The sequence below is a fragment of the Burkholderia sp. Ac-20344 genome (genome assembly GCF_017104975.1).
Lineage (GTDB): Bacteria > Pseudomonadota > Gammaproteobacteria > Burkholderiales > Burkholderiaceae > Burkholderia.
In genome coordinates, this window is sequence record NZ_JAAGPP010000085.1 from 14,372 (window position 1) to 38,243 (window position 23,872).

Sequence of the window (23,872 nt, forward strand, 5' to 3'; positions counted from 1 at the left end):
GTGTGGCGGGTGTGTGGCGGGTGTGTGGCGGATACGTGGCGGGTACGTGGCGGGTACGTATCGGCCGTGTGGCGGCCGTGCGAAATTCCTTATCTCTGGAATTTCGGCGCGCACATTTATTCGCTTGAGCGTTATTCTGTCGAACGGCTGTCGCCAGAACAGCTTTCAAACCGATAACGTTGGAGCGAGTCCCCCATGAAAACATCCCGTCGGAGTTTCCTGATTACGAGCATTGGTGCCGTGTCCGCGCTGGCGCTGTCGCGCGAAGCGCTGGCTGATGCGCCGATGCTGTCGGAAACCGATCCGACCGCAGTGGCGCTCGGCTACAAGGCCGATGCCACCAAGGTCGACAAGACGAAGTATCCGAAATACGCCGCGGGCCAGGATTGTGCGGCCTGCATGCTGTACCAGGGCAAGAAGGGCTCGGCCTCGGGCCCGTGCGGCGCCTTCCCCGGCAAGCAGGTGTCGGCGAAGGGCTGGTGCAGCGCCTTCTCGAAGATGGGTTGAGGCCGGTGCGGCATCGTGCGATGCCGCATTGTGGCGAAAACCCCGAAACGCTCGCCGTCGTTCGATGGCGGGCGTTTTTTATTGCTTGAAATCGGTTCCGTCGCTTTCTACACTCGCTGCAAACCAGCGAGCCGCGGGCCCCCCGCGCGCCGCGCCGCCCGACACGGCGAACTGACGAGGACGAGGCACGCATGGCGACGATTGCGAATTCAACGAAAACGATCCGGCCCGAGCGTGCGCTGAACCGGCGCGCGGTCGTGGCCGCCGTGATCGGCAACGCGCTCGAGTGGTACGACTTCACGGTATTCGGCTTCATGACGGTCGTGATCGCCGAGCTGTTCTTCCCGACCTCCAGCGAATATTCGTCGCTGCTGCTGACCACCGCGACGTTCGGCGTCGCGTTCTTCATGCGGCCGATCGGCGGCATCGTGTTCGGGCTGTACGCGGATCGCGCCGGCCGCAAGGCCGCGCTGTCGCTCGTGATCCTCTTGATGACGGCCGGCATCTTCCTGCTCGCGGTCGCGCCGCCCTATGCGGCGATCGGTATCGGCGGCCCGCTCCTGATCGTGCTCGGCCGGCTGCTGCAGGGCTTCTCAGCGGGCGGCGAATTCGGCAGCGCGACGGCGCTGCTGATCGAGGCCGCGCCGTTCTCGAAACGCGGCTTCTACGGCAGCTGGCAGATGGCGAGCCAGGCGGCCGCGCTGCTGATCGGCGCGCTCGTCGGTGCGGCCGTCACGCGCGGGCTGTCGCACGATGCGCTGCGCAACTGGGGCTGGCGCGTGCCGTTCATCCTCGGGCTCGTGATCGGCCCGATCGGCTTCTACATCCGCCGCCATCTCGCCGATTCCGAAGCGTTCCTGCATGCACAGCAGAACGCGCGCCGCGCGACGCTTCGCGACGTGTTCACGCGCCACCCGCGCGAGGTGCTGTGCGGGCTCGGCTCGGTGATCGCGCTGACGGTGACGATCTACGTGCTGATCAGCTATCTGCCGACTTTCGCGGTGAAGCAGCTGAAGCTGCCGTACGCGGAATCGTTCTACGCGGTGATCGTCGGCAACCTGCTGCTGATGGTGCTGTCGCCGGTCGCCGGTGCGTGGTCGGATCGCATCGGCCGCAAGGGGCTGTCGCTGTGGTCGCTGGCGCTCACGCTCGTGCTGATGTATCCGCTGTTCGCATGGCTCGACGCGGCGCCGAGCATCGCGCGGCTGATCGCGGTGCAGGCCGTGCTGTCGGTCACGCTCGCGGGCTACTACGGGCCGTTCGGCGCGATGATCGCCGAGCTGTTCCCGGCCAACGTGCGCTCGACCGGGCTGTCGATCGCGTACAACGTCGCGGTGATGCTGTTCGGCGGCTTCGGGCAGTTCATCGTCACGTGGCTGATCAAGGTCACGGGCACGCCGCTCGCGCCGACCTACTACGTGATGGCCGGGATCGCGCTGTCGATCGTCGCGGTCGCGTTCGTGCCCGCGCGCAGCGCCGACCTCGACGCGCCGGCATGACGACATGACGATTTGAAGGCGGCCATCGGATCATTTCGCAAAACGCAACGATGTGCTGCAGAACACGGTGAAACGGTGCGTCGAACCTTCGTGTTCGCGCCCGAATTGTTTAGTCGTCGAACGAAACACGCGCGAAATGAACGGAATGGCCGCTCGCGCGCCTTTTCGCATTTTTTACCCACACTAAAAATCGGCAAAAACCCGGCGGGGCATCTAGAAGAGTTTTTTCTCCACCTTGTTGCCACATCGTTAGCTCAAGTAATATCCGCGTACGCCGGCCCCGGGCGGGCCGGTTCCGATCTGGAGACCTGGAGGAAACATGGAATACAACCGTCTGTTGCACACCCTGCGTGTTACCGCCATTGCAGGCGTGGCAGCGGCATCGCTCGGCGTCGCGGGCTCTGCATTCGCACAGATCCCGAACAAAACGCTCGTCTACTGCTCAGAAGGCAGCCCGGCGGGTTTCGATTCCGCGCAGTTTACGACCGGCGTCGATTTCACCGCCGCCACGTTCACCGTCTACAACCGCCTCGTCGAGTTCGAGCGCGGCGGCACGAAGGTCGAGCCGGGCCTCGCCGAGAAGTGGGACGTGTCGTCCGACGGCAAGGTGTACACGTTCCACCTGCGCCACGGCGTGAAGTTCCACACGACCGACTTCTTCAAGCCGACGCGTGAATTCAACGCGGACGACGTGCTGTTCTCGTTCGAGCGCATGCTCGACCCGAACAATGCGTTCCGCAAGGCATACCCGGTGTCGTTCCCGTACTTCACCGACATGGGCCTCGACAAGCTGATCACGAAGATCGAGAAGGTCGATCCGTACACCGTGAAGTTCACGCTGGCCGAGCCGAACGCGCCGTTCATCCAGAACATGGCGATGGAATTCGCGTCGATCCTGTCGGCCGAATACGGCGATCAGCTGATGAAGGCCGGCAAGGCCGCCGACATCAACCAGAAGCCGGTCGGCACGGGCCCGTTCATCTTCCGCAGCTACACGAAGGACGCGACGATCCGTTTCGACGGCAATCCTGACTACTGGAAGAAGGGCGAAGTGAAGCTGTCGAAGCTGATCTTCTCGATCACGCCGGATCCGGGCGTGCGCGTGCAGAAGATCAAGCGCAACGAATGCCAGGTGATGAGCTATCCGCGCCCGGCCGACATCGCGACGCTGAAGGCCGATTCGAACGTCGACATGCCGTCGCAGGCCGGCTTCAACCTCGGCTATCTCGCGTACAACGTCGAGCACAAGCCGGTCGACAAGCTCGAAGTGCGTCAGGCGCTCGACATGGCGATCAACAAGAAGGCGATCCTCGAGTCCGTCTACCAGGGCGCCGGCCAGGCTGCTACCGCACCGATGCCGCCGACCCAATGGTCGTACGACAAGAACCTGAAGATGGCCGCGTACGACACCGCGAAGGCGAAGGCGCTGCTTACGAAGGCAGGCTTCCCGAACGGTTTCGAGATCACGCTGTGGGCGATGCCCGTGCAGCGCGCGTACAACCCGAACGCCCGCCTGATGGCCGAGATGATCCAGGCCGACTGGGCGAAGATCGGCGTGAAGGCGAAGATCGTCACGTACGAGTGGGGCGAGTACATCAAGCGCGCGCACGGCGGCGAGCAGGACACGATGCTGATCGGCTGGACGGGCGACAACGGCGATCCGGACAACTGGCTCGGCACGCTGCTCGGCTGCGAAGCGATCAAGGGCAACAACTTCTCGCACTGGTGCTACAAGCCGTTCGACGAGCTGGTTCAGAAGGGCCGCACGACGACGGGCCAGGACGCGCGCACGAAGCTCTACACGCAGGCCCAGCAGATCTTCGCGCAACAGCTGCCGTTCTCGCCGATCGCGAACTCGACGGTCTACCAGCCGGTGCGCAAGACCGTGGTCGACATGCGTATCGAGCCGCTCGGCTATGCCCGCTTCGACGGTGTTAGCGTGAAGTAACACGCCCGGCGTAAGCTGTATACGAAGACCGAGACCGGCTAATTCATCCGGCGGCGGGAGGCCAAAAGCTTCCCGTCGCCGGTCGCACATTTCCCACAAGAAAATACGAGACGCATCATGTTCACATTCGTGTTGCGCCGCGTGGGCATGGTGATCCCGACTTTCATCGGCATCACCATCCTGGCGTTTGCGCTGATTCACCTGATACCGGGCGACCCCATCGAAGTGATGATGGGCGAGCGCGGCGTCGATCCCGCGATGCATGCAGAGGCGATGAAACGCCTCGGGCTCGACCAGCCGCTGCCCATGCAGTACCTCCACTACATCGGCCGGGCGCTGCATGGCGACCTCGGCATGTCGATCATCACCAACACGAGCGTCGCGGGCGAGTTCTTCGCGCGCTTCCCGGCGACCGTCGAGCTGTCGCTGTGCGCACTCGTGTTCGCGCTCGCGGTCGGGCTGCCGGCCGGCGTGATCGCCGCGCTGCGGCGCGGCTCCGTCATCGACCATGGCGTGATGGGCACCGCGCTCACCGGCTACTCGATGCCGATCTTCTGGTGGGGGCTGATCCTCATCATGGTGTTTTCGTCGACCCTCGGCTGGACGCCCGTGTCGGGGCGCATCGCCGTCGAATACGACTTCCCGCACCCGACGGGCTTCATGCTGATCGACGCGCTGCTCGCGCCGGACGAAGGCGCGTTCAAGTCGGCGGTCAGCCACCTGATCCTGCCCGCGATCGTGCTCGGCACGATCCCGCTCGCGGTGATCGCGCGGATGACGCGCTCGTCGATGCTCGAAGTGCTGCGCGAGGACTACATCCGCACCGCACGCGCGAAGGGGCTGTCGCCCGCGCGCGTGGTCGTCGTGCATGCGCTGCGCAATGCGCTGATCCCGGTCGTCACCGTGATCGGCCTGCAGATCGGCACGCTGCTCGCAGGCGCCGTGCTGACCGAGACGCTCTTTTCGTGGCCCGGTGTCGGCAAGTGGCTGATCGATGCGATCGGCCGCCGCGACTATCCGGTCGTCCAGGGCGGCATCCTGCTGATCGCGACGCTCGTGATCGTCGTGAACCTGGTCGTCGACCTGCTGTACGGCGTGCTGAATCCGCGCATCCGCCACACGAGGTAATTCCATGAGCAATCTGCAAAACACCCTGCCGACCGAATCCGCGCCGGCCGGCGGCCGTGCGCTCGCGCTGCGCGAGTTCTGGGCCAACTTCTCGCGCAACCGCGGCGCCGTCGGCGCCGGCGTCGTCGTGATCGTGCTGATCCTGGTCGCGCTGCTCGCGCCGCTGGTCGCGCCGCACAGCCCGGTCGAGCAATACCGCGACTTCGTGAAGATCCCGCCCGCCTGGCTCGAGGGCGGCAACTGGAAATTCATCCTCGGCACCGACGAAGCGGGCCGCGACATTCTTTCGCGCCTGATGTTCGGCGCGCGGATGTCGTTCTGGATCGGCTTCGTGTCGGTCGTGCTCGCGCTGATCCCCGGCATCGTGCTCGGGCTCGTCGCCGCGTTCTTCCAGAAGTGGGCCGACACGCCCGTGATGCGCATCATGGACGTGCTGCTCGCGCTGCCGTCGCTGCTGCTCGCGGTCGCGGTCGTCGCGATCATCGGCCCGGGCCTCACCAACACGATGTTCGCAATCGCGATCGTCGCGCTGCCGGCCTATGTGCGCCTGACGCGCGCATCGGCGCTCGGCGAGCTGCAGAAGGAGTACGTGACGGCGTCGCGCGTGGCCGGTGCCGGCACGCTGCGCCTGATGTTCTCGCAGGTGCTGCCGAACTGCACGGCGCCGCTGATCGTGCAGGCGACGCTCGGCTTCTCGTCGGCGATCCTCGACGCGGCCGCGCTCGGCTTCCTCGGCCTCGGCGTGCAACCGCCGACCGCCGAGTGGGGCGCGATGCTGGCCTCCGCGCGCGACTACATCGACAACGCATGGTGGATCGTGACGATGCCGGGCCTGTCGATCCTGATTTCGGTGCTCGCGATCAACCTGCTCGGCGACGGGCTGCGCGACGCGCTCGATCCCAAACTGAAACGGATGGCCTGATATGAGCCACAATCTTCTGACCATCCGCAATCTCGCGGTGAACTTCAACGGCCTGCCCGCGGTCGACCGGATCAACCTGTCGATCGCGCCGGGCGAGGTGGTGGGCGTCGTCGGCGAATCGGGCTCGGGCAAGAGCGTGACGATGATGGCGCTGATGGGCCTGATCGATGCGCCGGGCAAGGTGACGGCAGACGAAGTCACGTTCAACGGCGTCGACCTGCTGAAGGCGTCGCCGAAGGCGCGCCGCAAGATCGTCGGCAAGGACATCGCGATGGTGTTCCAGGACGCGCTGACGAGCCTGAACCCGAGCTATACGGTCGGCTACCAGATCAAGGAGGTGCTGAAGCTGCACGAAGGCTTGCGCGGCGACGCGCTGCACCGGCGTGCGCTCGAACTGCTCGACCAGGTCGGCATTCCCGATGCGAAGAACCGCATCGCGTCGTTCCCGCACCAGATGTCGGGCGGGATGAACCAGCGCGTGATGATCGCGATGGCCGTCGCGTGCAACCCGAAGCTCCTGATCGCCGACGAGCCGACCACCGCGCTCGACGTGACGATCCAGGCGCAGATCATGGACCTGCTCGTGAAGCTGCAGAAGGAGCGCGGGATGGCGCTCGTGCTGATCTCGCACGACCTGGCCGTGGTGTCGGAGGTCGCGCAGCGCGTCGCGGTGATGTACGCGGGCGAGGTGATCGAGACCAACCGCGTGCCCGACATCTTCCGCGCGCCGCATCATCCGTATACCGAAGCGCTGCTCGCGGCGATTCCCGAGCACAATAAGGGGGCGCGTCGCCTTGCCGCATTGCCCGGCATGGTGCCGGGCCGTGATGATCGCCCGTCCGGGTGCCTGTTCGCGCCGCGCTGCAAGTACGTCGTCGACGACTGCCGCAAGGCGCGGCCGGCGCTCGACACGCTGGTGCCGGCCAACGATGCGATGCGCGCGCGCTGCATCAAGCCGCTCAACGTTTCCAATCTCGACCTGACGGGAGGTGCACGATGAATGCAGTCAATCAAACGCCTCACGTGTCGCACGATGAGGAAGCCGTGCTGGTGGCCGACGGCCTCGCGAAGCACTATTCGGTGAAGCGCGGGATGTTCGGGCAGGGCACGGTGAAGGCGCTGAACGGCGTGTCGTTCTCGCTGAAGCGCGGCAAGACGCTCGCCGTCGTCGGCGAATCGGGCTGCGGGAAGTCGACGCTCGCCCGCCAGCTGACGATGATCGAGACGCCGACGGCGGGCAGCCTGACGATCGACGGCAAGAACGTCGCCGGTGCAAGCCGCGAGACGGTCGCCGACCTGCGCCGCCGCGTGCAGATGGTGTTCCAGAACCCGTTCGCATCGCTCAACCCGCGCAAGACCGTCGAGCAGACGCTTTCCGAGCCGCTCGAGATCAACGCGAACCTGACGGCCGCCGAGCGCGCCGCGCGCATCGCGCAGATCATGCGCACGGTCGGCCTGCGGCCCGAGCATGCGAAGCGCTATCCGCACATGTTCTCGGGCGGCCAGCGCCAGCGTGTCGCGATCGCGCGCGCGATGATCCTCGATCCGCGCATCGTCGTCGCCGACGAGCCGGTGTCGGCGCTCGACGTGTCGATCCAGGCGCAGATCCTGAACCTGTTCATGGATCTGCAGGAGCAGTTCAAGACGAGCTACGTGTTCATCTCGCACAACCTGGCGGTGGTCGAGCACGTCGCAGACGACGTGATGGTGATGTATTTCGGCAGCGTCGCCGAGCTCGGCGACAAGGCGACGATCTACGCGCGGCCGCGCCATCCGTACACGCGCGCGCTGATGTCGGCGACGCCGGCGATCTTCGAGGAAGACCGCCGCGTGCAGATCAAGCTGCAGGGCGAACTGCCGTCGCCGCTCAATCCGCCGTCGGGCTGCGCGTTCCACCAGCGCTGCCCGTATGCGGTCGAGCGCTGCCGTGCCGAGGAGCCGCTGCTGCGCGAGGTCGACGGCCGGCGTGTGGCCTGCCATCGGGCCGAGGAGGTAGGGGAGGCGAATGCCTGAAGCGTTGGCGGCGCGCGCGTCCGGCGTGCGCCGTGCGGGGGCAAGCGGTGCGCGCGTGATGCGCGCGTACCGCGACGCGCGGCGCTGGAGCGTGCGTACGGTCACGGGCGCGGCGCTGGCCGGCGCGTGCGTGGCGGCCAGCCTCGTGGTTCCCGTCGAATCCGCGCGCGCCGAAGGGCGCGCGCCGGCCACTTCACCGATCCATCCGTCGCAAGTCCCGCCGCCCGGCATGAGCCTGCCGGGTTTCCACGCGCCCGCCGTGTCGGACGGCACGGTGTCGCGCGGCACCGTGCGCGTGCAGCCCGCGCGCATGCCGTTCTACGTCGCGACCAAGGGCCGGGTCACGCTCTACGTGCTCGGCACGCTGCACACGGGCGATCCGTCCGATTACCCGAGCGCGCAGCCGTTCCGGCCGCGCATCCTCGCGGCGCTCGCCGCGTCGCCCACCCTGGCGCTCGAGCTGTCGCCCGACGACCTGCTCGAATCGCAGGACGACGTGTCGAAGTACGGCGTATGCCGCTACCCGTGCCTGCAGCGCCTGCTGCCGGAGCCGCTGTGGCAGCGGCTCGCGGCGCGCCTGCGCGGCAACCCGGCCGCGCTCGCCGAGATCCGCAAGATGCGGCCGTGGCTCGCGGCGCTCGTCGTCGAGACCTACGATTCGCTGTCGGCCGGCCTGCAGACCGAGTACGGCACCGAGGCGCAGCTGCAGAACGTGTTCCTGAAGAAGAAGGGCGGCCGCGTGATCGGGCTCGAGACGCTCGCCGAACAGATGCGCGCGTTCACCGGGCTGACGCTGGCCGAGCAGCGCGAGATGCTCGCGCAGGACATGGTGCAGACACCGGCGCAGAACGCCGACGACATCAAGGCGCTGCACCGGCTGTGGCGAATTGGCGACGCCGATGCGATCTCGGCATGGGCGGTCGCGAAGAGCGAACGGCTCGCACGTTCGAAGGCGTTGTCGGCGTCGATCGACAACAAGATCGTGTACGAGCGCAACCGGCGCTTCGTTGCACGGATGACGGCAATCGCCGCACCGAACCGGCCACTGTTCGTCGCGATCGGCGCGCTGCATCTGGGCGGCCCGCGCGGCGTGCTCGAATTGTTGCGCCAGCAAGGGTATCAGGTCGACGCGAGCTGATCGCGCCCGACGGCCCGCAATGATCTTCCCCTGTTTGATCGACCTCGCGCGCATGCCGCGGGACGCCCGCGCGTGGGCGGCAATCGATAAGGAAAACCCTCGAATCGTCGGAAAATAGCGTTTAAAACGATTGACATCCCGTTCGGCCAATATCTATTCTTCATCCCACAAGTTGAAAAAATGAAAAGAATAGATAAGTTCTACGGGGTAGCAGAAATAAGCGCGGGGTTAGCGTTGCCGGCACGTGAAGCACGTGCCGGCCGCGGAGTGTCTGCATGTACGGCGGGGCCAATCATCGTCGGACACACATGCATGCAGGCCGACTTGCAGATAAGCAACGTTCCGTCGTCTGACCGGGGAAGGCAGTGATCGCTCGGCGGCGGACGTTTTTTAATCCGGAAGTTTTTTCCGGTCACCGTCGCAAGACGGTTTCGGGGGGCGAATCGACAGACGGCGAAGCCGCAGCGATTGCGCCAACGGAAAAGCGCCACGAGGGCGCTTTTTTTCTTTTGTGCGACGGATTTGCGTCCGCCTGCGCGATTGGCCGGATCAGGCGCGTTCGTCGGCCTGCAGCATGCCGGGCGCGACCACGTCGACACCCACCGCCTCGAGCGCGGCGCGAATCCGTTTCGCGAATACCAGCGCATGCGGCCCGTCGCCGTGCAGGCAGACGGTCTGCGCATTGAGCATCACCCATTCGCCGCCGATCGCGCGTACCTGGCGGCTGCGCACCATGTCCAGCGTGCGCGCGATCATCGTGTCCTCGTCGTCGATCAGCGCGCCGGGCTGGTTGCGCGGCACGAGCGAGCCGTCCGCGCGGTAGCCGCGGTCGGCGAACACTTCCTCCACCGCGGCGAGCCCCGCGTGCCGAGCGGCCGCGACGAACACGCTGTTCGCGAGCCCGAACACCGCGAGCGACGGGTCGAAATCGCGGACCGCGGACACCACCGCATCGGCGATCATCGGGTCGCGCGCGGCCTGGTTGTACAGCGCGCCGTGCGGCTTCACGTGCGCAATGCGCCCGCCCTCGGCCTGCGCGATCGCCGACAGCGCGCCGAGCTGATACAGCACGCCCGCGTAGATGTCGCCGGCCGGCAGCTGCATTTCCTTGCGGCCGAAATTCTCCGGATCGTGAAAGCTCGGATGCGCGCCGATCGCCACGCCTTTCTGCACGGCCCAGCGCACGCAGTCGCGCATCGCGTTCGCACCGCCCGCATGCCACCCGCATGCGATGTTCGCGGACGTCACGAGGTCGAGCAGCGCCTCGTCCGAACCGCCTCCTTCGCCGAGATCGGCATTCAGATCGATTTCCATGATGTTCCTCGTCCACTGATTGCGTGGCCCGTCTCCTGTACTGCTACCGCCATTGTCACGCCGCTTGCGACTGGGCGCGGCGGCGCGCTTCCTCGCGCATGTCGATCGCGATGTCGATCTGCCGCAGATAGGCACGTTCTGCGGTCAGGGCGGCGCGCGCGGCGTCGGGTGTCGTGCGCACGAAGCGGATCGGCAGGTTGAGCCGCGCCTGCGCGAGTTTCCACAGGTCCGCACGGATCACCGTGCCGATCTTCGGGTAGCCGCCGGTGGTCTGCGCGTCGTGCATCAGCACGATCGGCTGGCCGTTCGGCGGCACCTGGATCGTGCCGGGCAGCACCGCGTGCGACAGCAGCTCGGCCGGCCGCTCGCGCACGAGTTCGACGCCGGCAAGCCGATAGCCCATGCGGTTGCTGTTCGCCGTGACCAGCCATTCTTCATCCCAGAACGCCTGCTGCGAGTCGGCGGCGAACGACGCGTAGTCGGGGCCCGGCAGCACGCGCACGGGCATCGCCCACGGCGCATGCGCGGGGCGGTGGCGCCGCGGCGGCTCGTCGACGCGCACGAACGCGCACCACGCCGGCGCCTTTACGCCGAATTCGGGCGCATCGGCCGCGAGGCAACCCATCCCGGCCGGAAGCACGCCGACCGGGAGGCGATCGCCGTCGCGCAGCGCGCGGCCGCCGAGGCCGCCGAAGCGCGACGCGAGATCGGTGCTGCGCGAGCCGAGCATCGGCAGCACGTCGATGCCGCCGGCGATGCACAGGTAGCCGCGCATGCCGCGTTTCGCGGCCGGCAGCACGAGCGTCTGCCCGGCCTCGACCGGCAGGCTCCACCATGAATATACGCGCTGGCCGTCGAGCGTTGCACCGAACTCGGTGCCGGTGATCGCGATGCGGGTCGCGCGCGTGAAGCGGAAGGCGGCCGGGCCGATCGTGATCTCGACCGCTGCGGCGTCGGGGCGGTTGCCGACCAGCCGGTTGCCGACCTCGAGCGCGAGGCCGTCGAGTGCGCCACCCTGCGCGACGCCGAGATGGCGTGTGCCGCGGCGCCCGAGATCCTGCACGGTGGACAGCGGGCCGGCCCGCACCACCTCGATGGTGCCCGGTGCGTTGCTCTGGGTCATCGCGTGTCGACTCCCGCAATGGTGAAGCGCACGCGGTCGCCGGGCAGCAGCAGCGTCGGCTGGGGCCGCGCCGGATCGAACAGCACGTGCGACGTGCGGCCGATCAGCTGCCAGCCGCCGGGCGACGTGGCCGGGTAGATGCCCGTCTGCGCACCGCCGATGCCGACCGAGCCGGCCGGCACCTCGAGGCGCGGCGCCGCGCGGCGCGGTGTGTGCAGTGTGGCGTCGAGCCCGCCGAGATACGCGAAGCCCGGCTGGAAGCCGACGAAGAACACGACGTATGCGCCGGCCGCGTGGCGCGCGACGACCTCGTCGACCGACAGGCCGGTGTGCGCGGCGACGGCGGGAAGATCGGGGCCGGCGGCTCCACCGTACTCGACCGGGATCTCGACCTCGCGGCCGTCCGCGTGCTCGACGTCGGCCGTTTCCCACGCGTCGCGCAGCGCCGGCGTGAGCGACTCGGCCGTCGTGGCGAGCGCGTCGAACACGATCGTCAGATTGTTCATGCCGGGCACGACGTCCACCACGTCGGGCCACGCACGCGCGGCCTCGGCAACGGCCCAGACGCGGCGCTGGCAATCGAGCGTGGCGGGCGGCGGCACCTCGCAGACGAGGGCGGCATCGCCGAGCGGATAAAAGCGGGGTTGCGTCATCGGACTGGCACGGTTCGGACGGCAATGTTAGCGCACATTGTCAATAAAATATCGACAACTTCCCAATAAGCGTTTTCGCCTAGCCCGGATGCCGGGGCTTCTGGCGTACACTCGGCACACCCTGTCATCCGGCTTGCGCCGCCTTTCCATGAAGCGTCCTGCGACCAAGATCGTGTCATCCGAACACCTCGTTTCCGATTCGAGCGCGGAGCTGTCGGAGCTCGAATACGGGCTCATCATGGCGGGCAACGCGTTCAACCGGTGGATGGTGCGCTGCATGTCGGCGGCGGGCGCGAAGGACATGACGGCGGTCGAGGTGTCGCTCCTGCATCACGTCAGCCATCGCGAACGCAAGAAGAAGCTCGCCGACATCTGCTTCGTGCTCAATATCGAGGATACGCACGTCGCGACCTATGCGCTGAAAAAACTGATCGCCCGCGGCTATGTGAAGAGCGAGAAGAGCGGCAAGGAAGTGTTCTTCTTCGCGACCGACGCGGGCCGCGACCTGTGCCTGAAGTACCGCGAGGTGCGCGAGCACTGCCTGATCGAGACGCTGAAGGACAGCGGGCTCACCAACGAGCAGATCGGCGACGCGGCGCAATTGCTGCGCAACGCATCGGGCCTGTACGACACGGCCGCGCGCGCGGCAGCGTCGCTGTAAACGGTTGCGCCAGGGAGGGCGTGCGGCGATGCGCTGACGGGCGTGCGACGACGGATGCGACGCCGCCCGCCGCCTCATCCGGCGGCCGGGTACAGCGCGCCGTCGGTTACGATCCAGCGCAGCGCGTGATCGTGCGCCTCGGCCGGCAGCGCATCGACGCGGCACGCTTCATAGGCGATACCGACCGTCACGGGCAGCTCGCTGCCCGGCCACGCGGCGAGCGTGCGGTCGTAGTAGCCGCCGCCGTAGCCGAGCCGGTAGCGCTGCGGATCGAATCCCACGCAGGGAATCAGCAGCAGGTCGGGCACGACGACGATTCCCGACGCCGGCTCCGGAATCCGGTGATGGCCTTCGCGCATCGGCGTGTGCGGGTCCCACGCATGGAACTCGAGCGGCGTGTGCCGCTCGTCGATCACGGGCAGCGCGGCGCACCGGCCGGCACCGGCCGCGCACCAGGCGAGCACCGCGTCGCGTGCATCGAATTCGCCCGGCAGCGGCCAGTAGAACCCGACCGTGCGCGGCGCGAGCCGGTCGAGCAGCATGCGCAGCCGCGCGTCGAGCGCGGCATTCACAGCGGGTTGCGACGCGGCGTCGCGACGCGCGCCGGACAGCGTTTTGCGTAGTGCAACCTTCGGGTTTGGCACAGGGTTGCGTGCTATGCTTTCGCTCAATTCGCGCTCCATTCAAAACGATGTCGAACAGCCTTTTTCGAGTATATCGCGCGGTCGCGCTGACGCTTTCAGCCGCCGCGCTCGTCGCGGGCACGGCCGCGTGCGCCGCACCGAACGACGATACGGTCTCCGGGGACGACCAGACCTTCGTGCAGCTTCGTGAAGCCGCGCGCCGCAACGACGCCGCGAAAGCCGCGCAGCTCGCGTCGACGATCCCGAACTATCCGGTGCCGTCCTACGTCGAGTATTTCCAGATCAAGCCGCAGCTGTTCGATTCGACGGGCCGCGCGCGCGTGGACGCGCCGGACGCGCCCGTGCAGGCGTTCCTGCAGCGCTACGACGGCCAGGCAATCGCCGACCGCCTGCGCAACGATTACCTGCTCGTGCTCGGCGCGCGCCACGACTGGCGCAACTTCGACGATCAATACAAGCGCTTCGTGCTCGACGACGACACGCAGGTCAAGTGCTATGCGCTCGAATCGCGCGCGGCACGCGGCGAGAACGTCGCCGATGCGGCGCGCGCGCTGCTCGTCGAGCCGAAGAATTACGGCGACGCGTGCGTCGACCTGATCACCGCGCTGACGGTCAACCAGCAGTTCACGAGCGACGACGTGTGGCAGCAGGCGCGCCTCGCGTACGAGCAGAACTACACGACGATCGGCGGCAAGATCGTCGACGCGCTCGGCCCGCGCCCGGTCGCCTTCGACCAGGCGACGAGCGCGCCGCCGCTGTACCTCGCGCGCGGCATCGGCCCCGACGCGACGTCGCACCAGCTCGCGCTGATCGCGCTCGGCCGCATGGCGCGCAACGATCCGGACGCGGCAGCCGGGATGCTGACGTCGGTCGCCGCCTCGCTGACCAAGCAGGAACAGGCGATCGCGTGGGGCGCGATCGGCTACCAGGGCGCGATCAAGCGCTCGCCGCTCGCGTCGGTCTGGTACGCGAAATCCACGAATGCGCCGCTGTCGAACCCGGGCTACGAATGGCGCACGCGCGCCGCGCTGCTCGCCGGCAACTGGCCGATGGTGCGCTGGTCGATCGAGCAGATGCCGCCGTCGCTGCGTGACGATCCGGCGTGGATCTACTGGCATGCGCGCGCGCTCAAGCAGAGCGGCGACACGCTGCAGGCGAACCAGGAATTCGAGCAGGTCGCGGGCCAGTACAACTTCTACGGGCAGCTCGCCGGCGAAGAGCTCGGCCAGCGCACGACGATCCCGCCGCGCACGAAGGTGAGCGACGCCGAGATCGACGCGATGGGCAAGATCCCGGGCTTCGCGCTCGCGCAGCGTTTCTACGCACTGAACCTGCGCCTCGAAGGCAACCGCGAATGGAACTGGCCGCTGCGCGGGATGACCGATCGCCAGTTGCTGGCCGCAGCCGAATACGGCAAGCGCGTCGACCTGCTCGACCGCACGGTCAACACGGCCGACCGCACGAAGGCCGAGCACGACTTCACGCTGCGCTACCCGTCGCCGTACCGCAACATCGTCGAGCGCTACGCGCAGTCGACGGGCCTCGACACCGAATGGGCGTACGGGCTGATCCGCCAGGAGTCGCGCTTCATCACGAGCGCGCGTTCGTCGGTGGGCGCGGGCGGCCTGATGCAGCTGATGCCGGCCACCGCGCAGATGGTCGCGAAGAAGCTGGGCCTCGGCACGATCTCGCGCACGCAGATGCACGACATCGATACCAACATCCAGCTCGGCACGTGGTACCTGGCGGACATCTACAACAACTTCGACAGCTCGCCGGTGCTCGCCACGGCCGGCTACAACGCGGGCCCGGGCCGGCCGCGCCAGTGGCGCCAGGTGTTGACGCAGCCGGTCGAAGGCGCGATCTTCGCAGAAACGATTCCGTTCAACGAGACGCGCGACTACGTGAAGAACGTGCTGTCGAACACCGTCTATTACGCGGCGCTCTTCGAGGGCAAACCGCAGTCGTTGAAGAAACGTCTAGGCATGATCTCGCCCTGATACGCAATCTTCACATTGCCGCGCGAGACGCGGCAGTGTTTAGGGGGGCTGTTCACGCTAATAACGGGCTCGCTCCCCTGTTTGGAAAAAAACATTCGCGGGGCTGGCGGCCAGCGCAAGCCCGTTATTAGCGTGAACAGCCCCTTAGAGGTCTCGAACCATGGATCGCCAGACCGTCGCGCTGCTGGGCGGCACCGGTTTCATCGGCAGCCGGCTCGTCAATGCGCTGATCGACGCCGGCAAGCAGGTACGGATCGGCACGCGCCGGCGCGACCACGCGCGCCACCTGCAGATGCTGCCGGTCGAAATCGTCGAACTCGAAGCGCTCGACACGCGCACGCTCGCGCGCTTCGTCGCCGGTGCGCACGCGGCGATCAACCTCGTCGGCGTGCTGCACGGCGGGCGCGGCACGCCGTACGGGCCCGGCTTCGAGCGCGCGCACGTCACGCTGCCGGCCGCGCTCGCGACCGCCTGCACCGAGGTGGGCGTGCAGCGCGTGCTGCACATGAGCGCGCTCGGCGCCGATTCGCACGGCGCGAGCATGTACCAGCGCTCGAAGGGCGACGGCGAGGCCGCGCTGCATGCGATCGCGGCAACCGATTCGCTCGCGCTGACGATTTTCCGCCCGTCGGTCGTGTTCGGCCCCGGCGATGCATTCCTCAACACGTTCGCGAACCTGCAGCGCACGGTGCCCGTGCTGCCGCTCGCGATGCCCGATGCGCGCTTCCAGCCCGTGTTCGTCGGCGATGTCGTGCGCGCGTTCGTCAACACGCTCGATCTCGCGGCCGCACACGGCAAGACCTACGAACTCGGTGGCCCGACCGTCTACACGCTCGAGCAGCTGGTGCGCTATTGCGGCAAGCTGGTCGGCCGGCAGGCACGTATCGTGCGGCTGCCCGACGCGCTCGCGCGGCTGCAGGCGACCGTGTTCGAATGCCTGCCCGGCGAGCCCGTGCTCACGCGCGACAATCTCGCGACGATGTCGGTGCCGAACGTGCTGTCGGGGCCGCTTGCGCCGGAGCTCGGGATCTCGCCCGCGAGTCTCGAAAGCATCGCGCCCGCGTATCTCGGCCATGCCGCGCAGCGCTCCCGGTTCGACTGGTTCCGCTCGCGCCGCTAGGCCGGCAGCGCATCCCTTTCCACCTTCGCGTTTTCCGGAACCCCGTCATGAAACTCGTCATTGGAGACAAGAACTACTCGTCGTGGTCGATGCGGCCGTGGCTGCTGCTCGCGCATTTCGGCATCCCGTTCGACGAGATCGCGATCGAGCTGCGCCACGACGACACGGCCGCACGTATCCTCGAGTATTCGCCGTCCGGCAAGGTGCCGTGCCTGATCGACGACCACGGCGTCGCGATCTGGGATTCGCTCGCGATCGCCGAGACGCTCGCCGAACGCTATCCGCAGTTTCCGATGTGGCCAGCCGATCCGCTCGAGCGCGCCCATGCGCGCTGCGTCGCGGCCGAGATGCATTCGGGCTTCGCGGCGCTGCGCACGCAGATGGGCATGAACGTGCGCGCATCGATGCCGGGTCGCGGCGCGACGCCCGAGGCGCTCGCCGATGTCGCGCGCATCGATGCGCTGTGGAGCGCGTGTCTCGAGGCATCGGGCGGGCCGTTCCTGTTCGGCGAATTCGGGATCGCCGACGCGATGTACGCGCCGGTCGTGATGCGCTTCAACACGTACGAGCCCGGCCTGTCGCCGGACGCGGCCGGCTATGCGGCCCGCGTGACCGTGCTGCCGGCCGTCCAGCGGTGGATCGACGCCGCGCGCCGCGAAACGAACGTGATCGCCGAATACGAGCCCCGGCCATGAACATCTACGCAGTAGGCGGCGCTATCCGCGACGAATTGCTCGGCGTGCCCGTGCAGGACCGCGACTACGTGGTGGTGGGCGCGACCCCCGAGCAGATGGCCGCGCAGGGTTTCCGGCCGGTCGGCAAGGATTTCCCGGTCTTCCTGCATCCGCGGACCCAGGAGGAGTACGCGCTGGCGCGCACCGAGCGCAAGACGGCGGCCGGCTATCACGGCTTCCAGTTCCATTACGCGCCGGACGTGACGCTCGACGAGGATCTCGCGCGGCGCGACCTGACGATCAACGCGATGGCGCGCGAAGTGAACCCGGAGGGCGAGCTGGTCGGGCCCGTGATCGATCCGTTCGATGGGCAGGCCGACCTGCGTGCGCGCGTGTTCCGGCATGTGAGCGATGCATTCGTCGAGGATCCGGTGCGGATCCTGCGCATCGCACGCTTCGCCGCGCGGTTCGCGGATTTCACGGTCGCGGACGAAACGCTCGCGCTGATGCGGCGGATGGTCGACGCGGGCGAGGTCGACGCGCTCGTGCCCGAACGCGTATGGCAGGAAATCGCGCGCGGGCTGATGGAGGCGAAGCCGTCGCGGATGTTCGCGGTGCTGCGCGAGTGCGGCGCGCTCGCGCGCATCCTGCCCGAGGTCGATGCGCTGTGGGGCGTGCCGCAGCGCGCCGACTACCACCCGGAGGTCGACACGGGCGTGCACGTGATGATGGTGGTCGACTATGCGGCGAAGCAGGGCTACTCGCTGCCGGTGCGCTTCGCGGCGCTCACGCACGATCTCGGCAAGGCGACGACGCCGGCCGACGTGCTGCCGCGCCACGTCGGCCACGAGGGCCGCAGCGTCGATCTGCTCAAGCCGTTGTGCGAGCGCCTGCGCGTGCCGAACGAATGCCGCGATCTCGCACTCGTGGTCGCGCGCGAGCACGGCAACCTGCATCGCGTGATGGAGATGGGCGCAGCCGCGCTGGTGCGGCTGTTCGAGCGCAGCGACGCGCTGCGCAAGCCGGCGCGTTTCGCCGAGATGCTGCAGGCGTGCGAATCGGATGCGCGCGGGCGGCTCGGGCTCGATGCGCAGCCGTATCCGCAGGCCGAGCGGCTGCGCGTCGCGCTCGCGGCCGCGCGCAGCGTCGATGCCGGCGCGATCGCGCGCGGCATCGGCAACGAGACGGAGAAGATCAGGGAAGCCGTGCATCGCGCGCGGATCGAGGCCGTCGCGCAGTCGCTCGGGATCGGCGAATAGGGGGGCGGAAGGGCGTGCGTCGCGCGTCTGCCTCGCAACAACCGTTACGACTTCTTCTTGCGCGCCGGCTTGGCGGCCGCCGGACGTTTGCCGGCGGATGCGCGCGGCTTGGCCGCAGCCTTCTTTTCCTTTTCTGCCGCGCCGGCGGGACGTGCCGCGTCGGCGTCACGATTCGCTCGTTTGGGCGCCGGCCCGCGGCGGCTCGCGCGTACGACGGGCGCCGGATTGCCGATGTCCATCGTCGCGGACACGAACCCGGTGCCATGGTCGTCGAACAGCGGCAGCGTGCCGACCGCGATCACCTCGGCCGGCCCGTCGCCCACATTGGCGACCCGATGCCGCTTGCGCGCGTCGAAGTGCAGCGAGTCGCCGGGCGACAGCGGGTAATCCTTCTTGCCGACCGTGTAGCAGATCCGGCCGGCCAGCACGTACACGAATTCGTCGCCGCCGTGCGCCACCCATTCCGAGCGGTAGCCTTCCATCATCCGCACCTTGAGCGCGTTGATCTGGCTGCCGTCGAACGTGGTGGAGAGGCGCTCGTACCACTGCGACCTGGCGTCGAGCGCGTACGGCTTGCGGCTGCCTGCGCGCGAATCGGGCTGCGCCTGGCGCGGCTGGTCGATCAGCGCGCCGAGCGGCACGTCGAGCGCCTTCGCGACGTTGACGAGCGACGACAGCGAGATGCCCGTGAGATGGCGCTCGACCTGGGACAGGAACCCGACCGACAGCTTCGCTTCGGTCGCGACTTCCAGCAGCGTCTTCTTCGCTTCCCGGCGCAGGCGGCGGATGCGCTGGCCGATACGCATGATGTCTGAATCCATGAATCTCTTTCGTCGCAACGAGTCGGGAGGCGAACGGACGGGCGGTGCGGTCGCCGGACAGGGATTGCCGCGCATCGCACGACGCACGGCCGTCGGGACGGCGATGCCGGCGCATTGTACCGCGCGGTGTCGCCGGGCCAGTTCACGTTGTGCCGGGATGCGCAAGCGTTGCGCCGATTTTAGTCCTACGAAAATCTTAGCTTGACCTCAATTTCGGCGTGCTCTAGATTCTGTCGCTCGAATCAAACAAAGTTAAGTGAGACGAAAATTTTTGAGGTCCTGCTGCCGGCACGGCGCGGCGGCCCGGCATCGCGCCGGGCCGGGCGTCCACCGCGCAGCGGCGCCGTGCCGCGTCAGGCCTGCCTCGGGCCTGCCCCCTCGCCGCGTCACCGCCGGCCGCCGACAACAATGCATAACGGGCTTCCGATGATCGATCGACTGAAATACAGCTTCTCCGGCCTTCCCCCGTACGACGCATCCGTCGTCGACACGCAGGCAGGCCTGTCGCGCCTGCTCGACGCCGCGCGGCTCGACGCGGTGCTGGTCACGTCGCAGGACGAATACGTGACCGAGTACCTGCCGCTCGGCAACAACCCGCGCTACGCGCTGTCGGGCTTCGACGGCTCGGCCGGCTGCGGGATCTTCCTGAGCGCGGCAACCGCGCAGGCGCTCGATCTGCCCCCGTTCGTGCTGTTCGTCGACGGCCGCTATCACCTGCAGGCCGAGCAGCAGTGCGATCCGGCGCGCGTGCGCATCGAGAAGCTCGGGATGAACGTGACGATCTGGCAGGCGATGGCCGACTGGCTGGTCGCGCATGGCAGCCGGCTCGCGCGGGTCGGCTACGACGCGCTGCGGATCAGCGTCGCGCAGCGCAATCGTCTGTTCGAGCAGACGCAGGCCGCGTCGCTCGACTGGACGAGCCTCGCCGAGCGCGAGATCGATCGCGCGATCGACTTGCCGGGCTGGGTCGTCGAGCGGCCGATCTTCGAGGTGCCGGAAGCGATGACCGGCCTGAGCGTCGCGCAGAACCTCGACGCGCTGAACCGCAAGCTCGCCGCGCACACCGGCGCGCCGGACGGCAAGACCGCGTTCTTCACCTGCGCGTCGGACGATCTCGCGTATCTGCTGAACAGCCGCGGCTATCACATCCCGAATGCGTCGTCGCACCTCGGCTTCCTGTTCGCGGTTGGCGGGCAGGTGGCGTTGTTCCTGCCGGAAGGCTGCGACCGCTGCGAAGTCACGCTCGAGTCGTATCCGGCGCTGCACGTGATCCGGCGCGATGTCGCGGCGCTCGAGCGCTTTCTCGCGCCGTTCGCGGTCGAGCACGTGTGCTACGGCTTCGAATCGGTGAACTGCGCGCTCGTCGACGCGGTGAAGCGGGTGTGGCCGCAGGCGCGGCATGCCGACTTCAACCCGGTCGAGGCGATGCGGGCCGGCAAGACGCCGGCGGTGCTCGAGCAGTTCCGCGACGCGTTCGCGCGCAGTTCCGCGGCGATCGCCGAGACGATGCGCTGGGCGAAGGCCGGCGAGCCGGGCGCACGCCATACCGAATACGACCTGGCGCGCGCGATCAACGATGCGTACGGCGCACGCTCGGCGGTCGCGCTGACGTTTCCGTCGATCGCGGCGAACGGCGCGAACAGCGCGTTCGCGCATTACACGGCGGCGAGCGCCAACGTCGAGCTGACGGAAGGCGAACTCGTGCTGCTCGACAGCGGCGCCTATTACGAAGCCGGCTTCGCGACGGACTGCACGCGCGTGGTGCTGCGCCGGACCCGGCCGGATACGCTCGCGCAGCCGTGGCAGCGCGAGATCTACACGGTCGCGCTGAAGGCCTGCATCAAGGGGCTCGTCGCGCGCTTCCCGAGCACCGCAAAGGGCGGCGACGTCGATGCGCTCGTGCGGCAGGTGTGCCGCGACCATGGCCACGATTTCGGCCACGGCACTGGGCACGGCGTCGGGATTCACGTGCACGAGGGCGGCGTGCGGTTCGCGCCGGGCGCGCAGTACGGGCTCGTGCCGAATGCGGTGATTTCGGTCGAGCCGGGCATCTACGTGCCGGGCAAGGGCGGCGTGCGGATCGAGAACATCGTGATCATCCACCGGGACGACGCGCAGCCGGATACCGTCACGTTCGAGAACATCGTGACGGTCGGCTACGACTGGGACCTGATCGATCTCGACCTGCTGGACGACGACGAGCGTGCGTACCTGCGCGACTACGAGCGGCTGTGCGTGGCGCGCGGCACGCAGGTCACCGCGTGTCCGCTGCTGTAAGCGCCGCCGCCCGCGCCGGTCAGTTCAGCAGATGTGAACGCACGAACGGCGCGATCCGCTCGGCGAGCCACGCGTGCGTGCGCGTCGTCGGGTGCAGCGTGTCCCGGAACACGAAGCGCGCCGGGTCGCGGCAGTCCGCGCGCGGCGTCTGCGCGCTCGGGTAGGTGGGCGACGAAGGCTTCGGGATGTCGAGGCACGCGCGCTTCGCGTCGTCGAAGCCGTATGGGGCTGGGTAGCTCAGCAGGTCGTCGAACAGCGCGTACGCATCGAATACCTCGAGCCGCAGCGTCGCGCCGTAGCGGGTGCGGGGCCGGCGGCCTGCGCGGCGGAGAGCGTCGGTGCGACGCCCAGCGCCGCGACGGCGGAAACGGCGGCGACGCGGGATGACAACGGAATGCGGAAAGATGGCATGCGGCCCTCTTCCGTTCGTTGTGACGGGGCGGCGGCGCGACTGCGCGCACGTGTATCGGATGGGACCGTGGGTGCCGGGTTCGGGCCCGGCCTGTCGAAACGCGAGATGCCGCGAACGGCGGCGGGATGCGGAAAGTACGGTGGCGGCGCTGCCGCCGGTCGGTCAGTGTTTCAGCGTGCGAGTGCCGACACGCGCCCGTCGGGGCCGTAGACGCCGGCCGGCGCGGGGGCCGAGCGCAGTACCGCGAGCGCGCGCTCGTTGTAGTCCATCCGGATCCGGATCAGCATCCCGTTGTTCGCATTGGCCTGGCGCGCGCGTTCGGCGGACTGCTGCAGCAACTGCCAGCGGCCGGCGAGGCGGGCGTCGCGCTCGGCGGCCTGGTCCATCCCCTTCTTGCCGGCCGGAAAGCCGAGCGCGGAAAGCTGCGAGTCGCGCGTGCGTTCGAGCTGCGCGAGCCGGTCGATCAGCTCGCTCTTCTTTTCGACGATCCCGGGCAGCATCTCGAGCGGCTGGGCCATCGTCAGCGCCTTTTCCTCGTAGGCGAGCAGGGACGCGAACGCTTCGACCGTCGCGTGTTCGTCGTTGACCGTGGCCAGCAGCTCTTCTCTCATCGCGTCATGCTCGTCGCGCCGGCGCACGGGGCGCCGGCAAACCGGGGGACCGGCCTCGCGAGGCCGGCTTCAGCTGCCCGGGCGCTGCTGCTGCAGCAGCTCGCGGGCGGTATTCAATACGCCGTCGGCGATCTTGTTCGCATCGATCGTCAGCGTGCCGTTGTTCAGCGCGTCCTTGATCGACTGGACGAGGCCCGTGTCGATATCGCCGTTGCCGGACGCGGATACCGAGCGCAACCGGCCGGACAGACCCGACAGGTTCACGCTCGTGTCGCCGCCGGTCGACCCCGCGTCGGCCGCCTGCGCGGACGAAGACGAGGCCGTGCCGGATGGCGCACGGGTCGCGCCGTTGCCGGTCGGCGCCAGGGGGCTCGGGTTCGGAGTGGAATCGATTTTCACGATGGGTTTCCTGTTCGGTTTGACCCAGATAACGGCCGGGTCGGCCCGAACTTTAGCATCGCGAGCCCGAAATGCTCCGAATAAACAATTCTTTACATTCTTGCGGCGAGATCCGTCCCTATAGCGGAATTTCCACGGTGCCGGCGTCCTTGACGATCGCCGTGACGATCTGGCCCGCCGCCATCCGCACTCGCACCGACTGGCCGGGCGCCGCATTCGCCAGCGCGCTGCCCTCGGCCGAAATCGTGAAGCCGGGCCCGGCCGCGACGACCCGCACCGTCTGGCCGGCCGACACCGACGCCGCGCTCTTCAGCAGGTCCTGCCGCAGCGGCAGCCCGGCCGAGATGCGCGCGAGCGCGGTCGCGCCGATCGCCTGCGCCGGATCGGTGATCACCGCGAGCGGCAGCACCGTCAGGTCGCCGTCGCGGGCGACCAGGTCGGCCGCGGAGAGCGGCTCGCCGGGCGCGATCTGGCGCGCGGCGACGTAATAGGTGGCCTGCACGGCGACCTTCGCCTGCAGGTAGACGGTCCACGGCCGCTCGCCCGCGCAGCGCACACCGACGGTCGTGCGGCCCCACAGGCGCGCGCCGGTCGGCAGGAACGGCTCGAGCGTCGTGCACGCGGCGAGCCCGCGCGGAAACGCGGTCGGCACCGTCGCGGTAGCCCTGCCGGGCAGGCTCGCGAACTGCTGCTGCAGGGACGCCACGGCCGCGCGGACTGCTCGGAGGCGAGTCGGTTAGGGAACGGTA

Annotated in this window: 21 protein-coding genes and 1 pseudogene; 14 read left to right on the forward strand and 8 right to left on the reverse strand. The window is 68.0% G+C overall.

Annotated elements, in window-relative coordinates; all coding sequences use genetic code 11:
* The first annotated feature begins 195 nt into the window (after positions 1–195).
* From G3N64_RS23985 to G3N64_RS24020, 8 genes are all read left to right on the forward strand, one after another.
* On the forward strand, positions 196–507 hold the full coding sequence (locus G3N64_RS23985; protein ID WP_021163765.1) for a high-potential iron-sulfur protein: 312 nt from the start codon (positions 196–198) through the stop codon (positions 505–507).
* A 191-nt stretch (positions 508–698) separates the two neighbouring features.
* On the forward strand, positions 699–2,006 hold the full coding sequence (locus G3N64_RS23990; RefSeq protein ID WP_205786133.1) for an MFS transporter: 1,308 nt from the start codon (positions 699–701) through the stop codon (positions 2,004–2,006).
* 319 nt (positions 2,007–2,325) lie between these two features.
* Positions 2,326–3,954 carry an ABC transporter substrate-binding protein gene (locus G3N64_RS23995; RefSeq protein ID WP_205786134.1) on the forward strand — a complete coding sequence of 543 codons (1,629 nt, stop codon included), beginning with the start codon at positions 2,326–2,328 and terminating at the stop codon, positions 3,952–3,954.
* Between the two features lie 117 nt (positions 3,955–4,071).
* Positions 4,072–5,082 (forward strand): ABC transporter permease subunit, encoded by a 1,011-nt coding sequence (locus G3N64_RS24000; RefSeq protein WP_205786135.1) that lies wholly within the window; start codon positions 4,072–4,074, stop codon positions 5,080–5,082.
* Positions 5,083–5,086: 4 nt separating this feature from the next.
* The gene (locus tag G3N64_RS24005; RefSeq protein ID WP_205786136.1) at positions 5,087–6,004 is read left to right on the forward strand and encodes an ABC transporter permease subunit; all 918 of its coding nucleotides are present in this window, start codon (positions 5,087–5,089) and stop codon (positions 6,002–6,004) included.
* Between the two features lies 1 nt (position 6,005).
* Entirely contained in the window at positions 6,006–7,004 is a 999-nt protein-coding gene (locus G3N64_RS24010) for an ABC transporter ATP-binding protein (RefSeq protein ID WP_205786137.1), read from the forward strand.
* A complete protein-coding gene (locus tag G3N64_RS24015; RefSeq protein WP_205786138.1) occupies positions 7,001–8,017 on the forward strand; it encodes a peptide ABC transporter ATP-binding protein in 1,017 nt (338 codons plus the stop codon). Before G3N64_RS24010 ends, G3N64_RS24015 begins: the two co-directional genes overlap by 4 nt.
* The gene (locus G3N64_RS24020) at positions 8,010–9,155 is read left to right on the forward strand and encodes a TraB/GumN family protein (RefSeq protein ID WP_205786139.1); all 1,146 of its coding nucleotides are present in this window, start codon (positions 8,010–8,012) and stop codon (positions 9,153–9,155) included. The genes G3N64_RS24015 and G3N64_RS24020 overlap by 8 nt, the downstream gene beginning before the upstream one ends.
* Positions 9,156–9,704: 549 nt before the next feature.
* Here the strand turns inward: G3N64_RS24020 and pxpA are convergent.
* The 3 genes from pxpA to pxpB are packed head-to-tail and all read right to left on the reverse strand — an operon-like array spanning position 9,705 to position 12,245.
* The gene (pxpA, locus tag G3N64_RS24025) at positions 9,705–10,469 is read right to left on the reverse strand and encodes a 5-oxoprolinase subunit PxpA (RefSeq protein WP_205786140.1); all 765 of its coding nucleotides are present in this window, start codon (positions 10,467–10,469) and stop codon (positions 9,705–9,707) included.
* Between the two features lie 55 nt (positions 10,470–10,524).
* Positions 10,525–11,592: a biotin-dependent carboxyltransferase family protein gene (locus G3N64_RS24030; protein ID WP_205786141.1), complete on the reverse strand. Its 1,068-nt coding sequence runs from the start codon at positions 11,590–11,592 to the stop codon at positions 10,525–10,527.
* The gene (gene pxpB / locus G3N64_RS24035; protein WP_205786142.1) at positions 11,589–12,245 is read right to left on the reverse strand and encodes a 5-oxoprolinase subunit PxpB; all 657 of its coding nucleotides are present in this window, start codon (positions 12,243–12,245) and stop codon (positions 11,589–11,591) included. Before pxpB ends, G3N64_RS24030 begins: the two co-directional genes overlap by 4 nt.
* A gap of 148 nt (positions 12,246–12,393) precedes the next feature.
* Here pxpB and G3N64_RS24040 point away from each other — a divergent pair, with 148 nt between their 5' ends.
* The gene (locus tag G3N64_RS24040; RefSeq protein WP_021163776.1) at positions 12,394–12,906 is read left to right on the forward strand and encodes a winged helix DNA-binding protein; all 513 of its coding nucleotides are present in this window, start codon (positions 12,394–12,396) and stop codon (positions 12,904–12,906) included.
* Positions 12,907–12,980: 74 nt separating this feature from the next.
* Here the strand turns inward: G3N64_RS24040 and G3N64_RS24045 are convergent, their stop codons facing one another.
* The gene (locus G3N64_RS24045; RefSeq protein WP_205786143.1) at positions 12,981–13,589 is read right to left on the reverse strand and encodes a 5-formyltetrahydrofolate cyclo-ligase; all 609 of its coding nucleotides are present in this window, start codon (positions 13,587–13,589) and stop codon (positions 12,981–12,983) included.
* Positions 13,590–13,597: 8 nt separating this feature from the next.
* On the opposite strand from G3N64_RS24045, the gene G3N64_RS24050 reads away from it, so the two are divergent.
* From G3N64_RS24050 to G3N64_RS24065, 4 genes are all read left to right on the forward strand, one after another.
* Positions 13,598–15,550 (forward strand): lytic transglycosylase domain-containing protein, encoded by a 1,953-nt coding sequence (locus G3N64_RS24050; RefSeq protein WP_205786144.1) that lies wholly within the window; start codon positions 13,598–13,600, stop codon positions 15,548–15,550.
* A 160-nt stretch (positions 15,551–15,710) separates the two neighbouring features.
* On the forward strand, positions 15,711–16,670 hold the full coding sequence (locus tag G3N64_RS24055; RefSeq protein WP_205786145.1) for a complex I NDUFA9 subunit family protein: 960 nt from the start codon (positions 15,711–15,713) through the stop codon (positions 16,668–16,670).
* Between the two features lie 47 nt (positions 16,671–16,717).
* Complete coding sequence (locus G3N64_RS24060) at positions 16,718–17,365, forward strand: glutathione S-transferase family protein (RefSeq protein WP_205786146.1); 648 nt, start codon at positions 16,718–16,720, stop codon at positions 17,363–17,365.
* Positions 17,362–18,603 carry a multifunctional CCA addition/repair protein gene (locus G3N64_RS24065; protein WP_205786147.1) on the forward strand — a complete coding sequence of 414 codons (1,242 nt, stop codon included), beginning with the start codon at positions 17,362–17,364 and terminating at the stop codon, positions 18,601–18,603. The genes G3N64_RS24060 and G3N64_RS24065 overlap by 4 nt, the downstream gene beginning before the upstream one ends.
* Before the next feature lie 44 nt (positions 18,604–18,647).
* Here G3N64_RS24065 and G3N64_RS24070 read toward each other — a convergent pair whose 3' ends face one another.
* Positions 18,648–19,424, reverse strand: coding sequence for an XRE family transcriptional regulator (locus G3N64_RS24070; protein WP_205786148.1), 777 nt, complete (start codon positions 19,422–19,424; stop codon positions 18,648–18,650).
* Between the two features lie 426 nt (positions 19,425–19,850).
* Between G3N64_RS24070 and G3N64_RS24075 the strand changes: the two genes are divergently transcribed.
* Complete coding sequence (locus G3N64_RS24075; RefSeq protein ID WP_205786149.1) at positions 19,851–21,701, forward strand: M24 family metallopeptidase; 1,851 nt, start codon at positions 19,851–19,853, stop codon at positions 21,699–21,701.
* 582 nt (positions 21,702–22,283) lie between these two features.
* Here the strand turns inward: G3N64_RS24075 and G3N64_RS24085 are convergent.
* From G3N64_RS24085 to flgA, 3 genes and pseudogenes are all read right to left on the reverse strand, one after another.
* Complete coding sequence (locus G3N64_RS24085) at positions 22,284–22,724, reverse strand: flagellar protein FlgN (protein ID WP_205786150.1); 441 nt, start codon at positions 22,722–22,724, stop codon at positions 22,284–22,286.
* Positions 22,725–22,793: 69 nt separating this feature from the next.
* Entirely contained in the window at positions 22,794–23,123 is a 330-nt protein-coding gene (gene flgM / locus G3N64_RS24090; RefSeq protein ID WP_205786151.1) for a flagellar biosynthesis anti-sigma factor FlgM, read from the reverse strand.
* Positions 23,124–23,241: 118 nt separating this feature from the next.
* Positions 23,242–23,850: pseudogene (gene flgA / locus G3N64_RS24095) on the reverse strand (flagellar basal body P-ring formation chaperone FlgA); the annotation flags it as partial.
* Positions 23,851–23,872: the final 22 nt, after the last annotated feature.

Bases quoted from the DNA above. Each gene is read 5' to 3' on its own strand.
- G3N64_RS24055 (WP_205786145.1), top strand. From the start codon at position 15,711: ATGGATCGCCAGACCGTCGCGCTGCTGGGCGGCACCGGTTTCATCGGC.
- G3N64_RS23995 (WP_205786134.1), top strand. From the start codon at position 2,326: ATGGAATACAACCGTCTGTTGCACACCCTGCGTGTTACCGCCATTGCA.
- G3N64_RS24020 (WP_205786139.1), top strand. From the start codon at position 8,010: ATGCCTGAAGCGTTGGCGGCGCGCGCGTCCGGCGTGCGCCGTGCGGGG.
- G3N64_RS24015 (WP_205786138.1), top strand. From the start codon at position 7,001: ATGAATGCAGTCAATCAAACGCCTCACGTGTCGCACGATGAGGAAGCC.
- pxpA (WP_205786140.1), bottom strand. From the start codon at position 10,469: ATGGAAATCGATCTGAATGCCGATCTCGGCGAAGGAGGCGGTTCGGAC.
- G3N64_RS24075 (WP_205786149.1), top strand. From the start codon at position 19,851: ATGATCGATCGACTGAAATACAGCTTCTCCGGCCTTCCCCCGTACGAC.
- G3N64_RS23990 (WP_205786133.1), top strand. From the start codon at position 699: ATGGCGACGATTGCGAATTCAACGAAAACGATCCGGCCCGAGCGTGCG.
- G3N64_RS24000 (WP_205786135.1), top strand. From the start codon at position 4,072: ATGTTCACATTCGTGTTGCGCCGCGTGGGCATGGTGATCCCGACTTTC.
- G3N64_RS23985 (WP_021163765.1), top strand. From the start codon at position 196: ATGAAAACATCCCGTCGGAGTTTCCTGATTACGAGCATTGGTGCCGTG.
- G3N64_RS24065 (WP_205786147.1), top strand. From the start codon at position 17,362: ATGAACATCTACGCAGTAGGCGGCGCTATCCGCGACGAATTGCTCGGC.
- G3N64_RS24060 (WP_205786146.1), top strand. From the start codon at position 16,718: ATGAAACTCGTCATTGGAGACAAGAACTACTCGTCGTGGTCGATGCGG.
- G3N64_RS24040 (WP_021163776.1), top strand. From the start codon at position 12,394: ATGAAGCGTCCTGCGACCAAGATCGTGTCATCCGAACACCTCGTTTCC.
- G3N64_RS24030 (WP_205786141.1), bottom strand. From the start codon at position 11,592: ATGACCCAGAGCAACGCACCGGGCACCATCGAGGTGGTGCGGGCCGGC.
- G3N64_RS24050 (WP_205786144.1), top strand. From the start codon at position 13,598: ATGTCGAACAGCCTTTTTCGAGTATATCGCGCGGTCGCGCTGACGCTT.
- G3N64_RS24085 (WP_205786150.1), bottom strand. From the start codon at position 22,724: ATGAGAGAAGAGCTGCTGGCCACGGTCAACGACGAACACGCGACGGTC.
- G3N64_RS24005 (WP_205786136.1), top strand. From the start codon at position 5,087: ATGAGCAATCTGCAAAACACCCTGCCGACCGAATCCGCGCCGGCCGGC.
- G3N64_RS24070 (WP_205786148.1), bottom strand. From the start codon at position 19,424: ATGGATTCAGACATCATGCGTATCGGCCAGCGCATCCGCCGCCTGCGC.
- G3N64_RS24010 (WP_205786137.1), top strand. From the start codon at position 6,006: ATGAGCCACAATCTTCTGACCATCCGCAATCTCGCGGTGAACTTCAAC.
- G3N64_RS24045 (WP_205786143.1), bottom strand. From the start codon at position 13,589: ATGGAGCGCGAATTGAGCGAAAGCATAGCACGCAACCCTGTGCCAAAC.
- pxpB (WP_205786142.1), bottom strand. From the start codon at position 12,245: ATGACGCAACCCCGCTTTTATCCGCTCGGCGATGCCGCCCTCGTCTGC.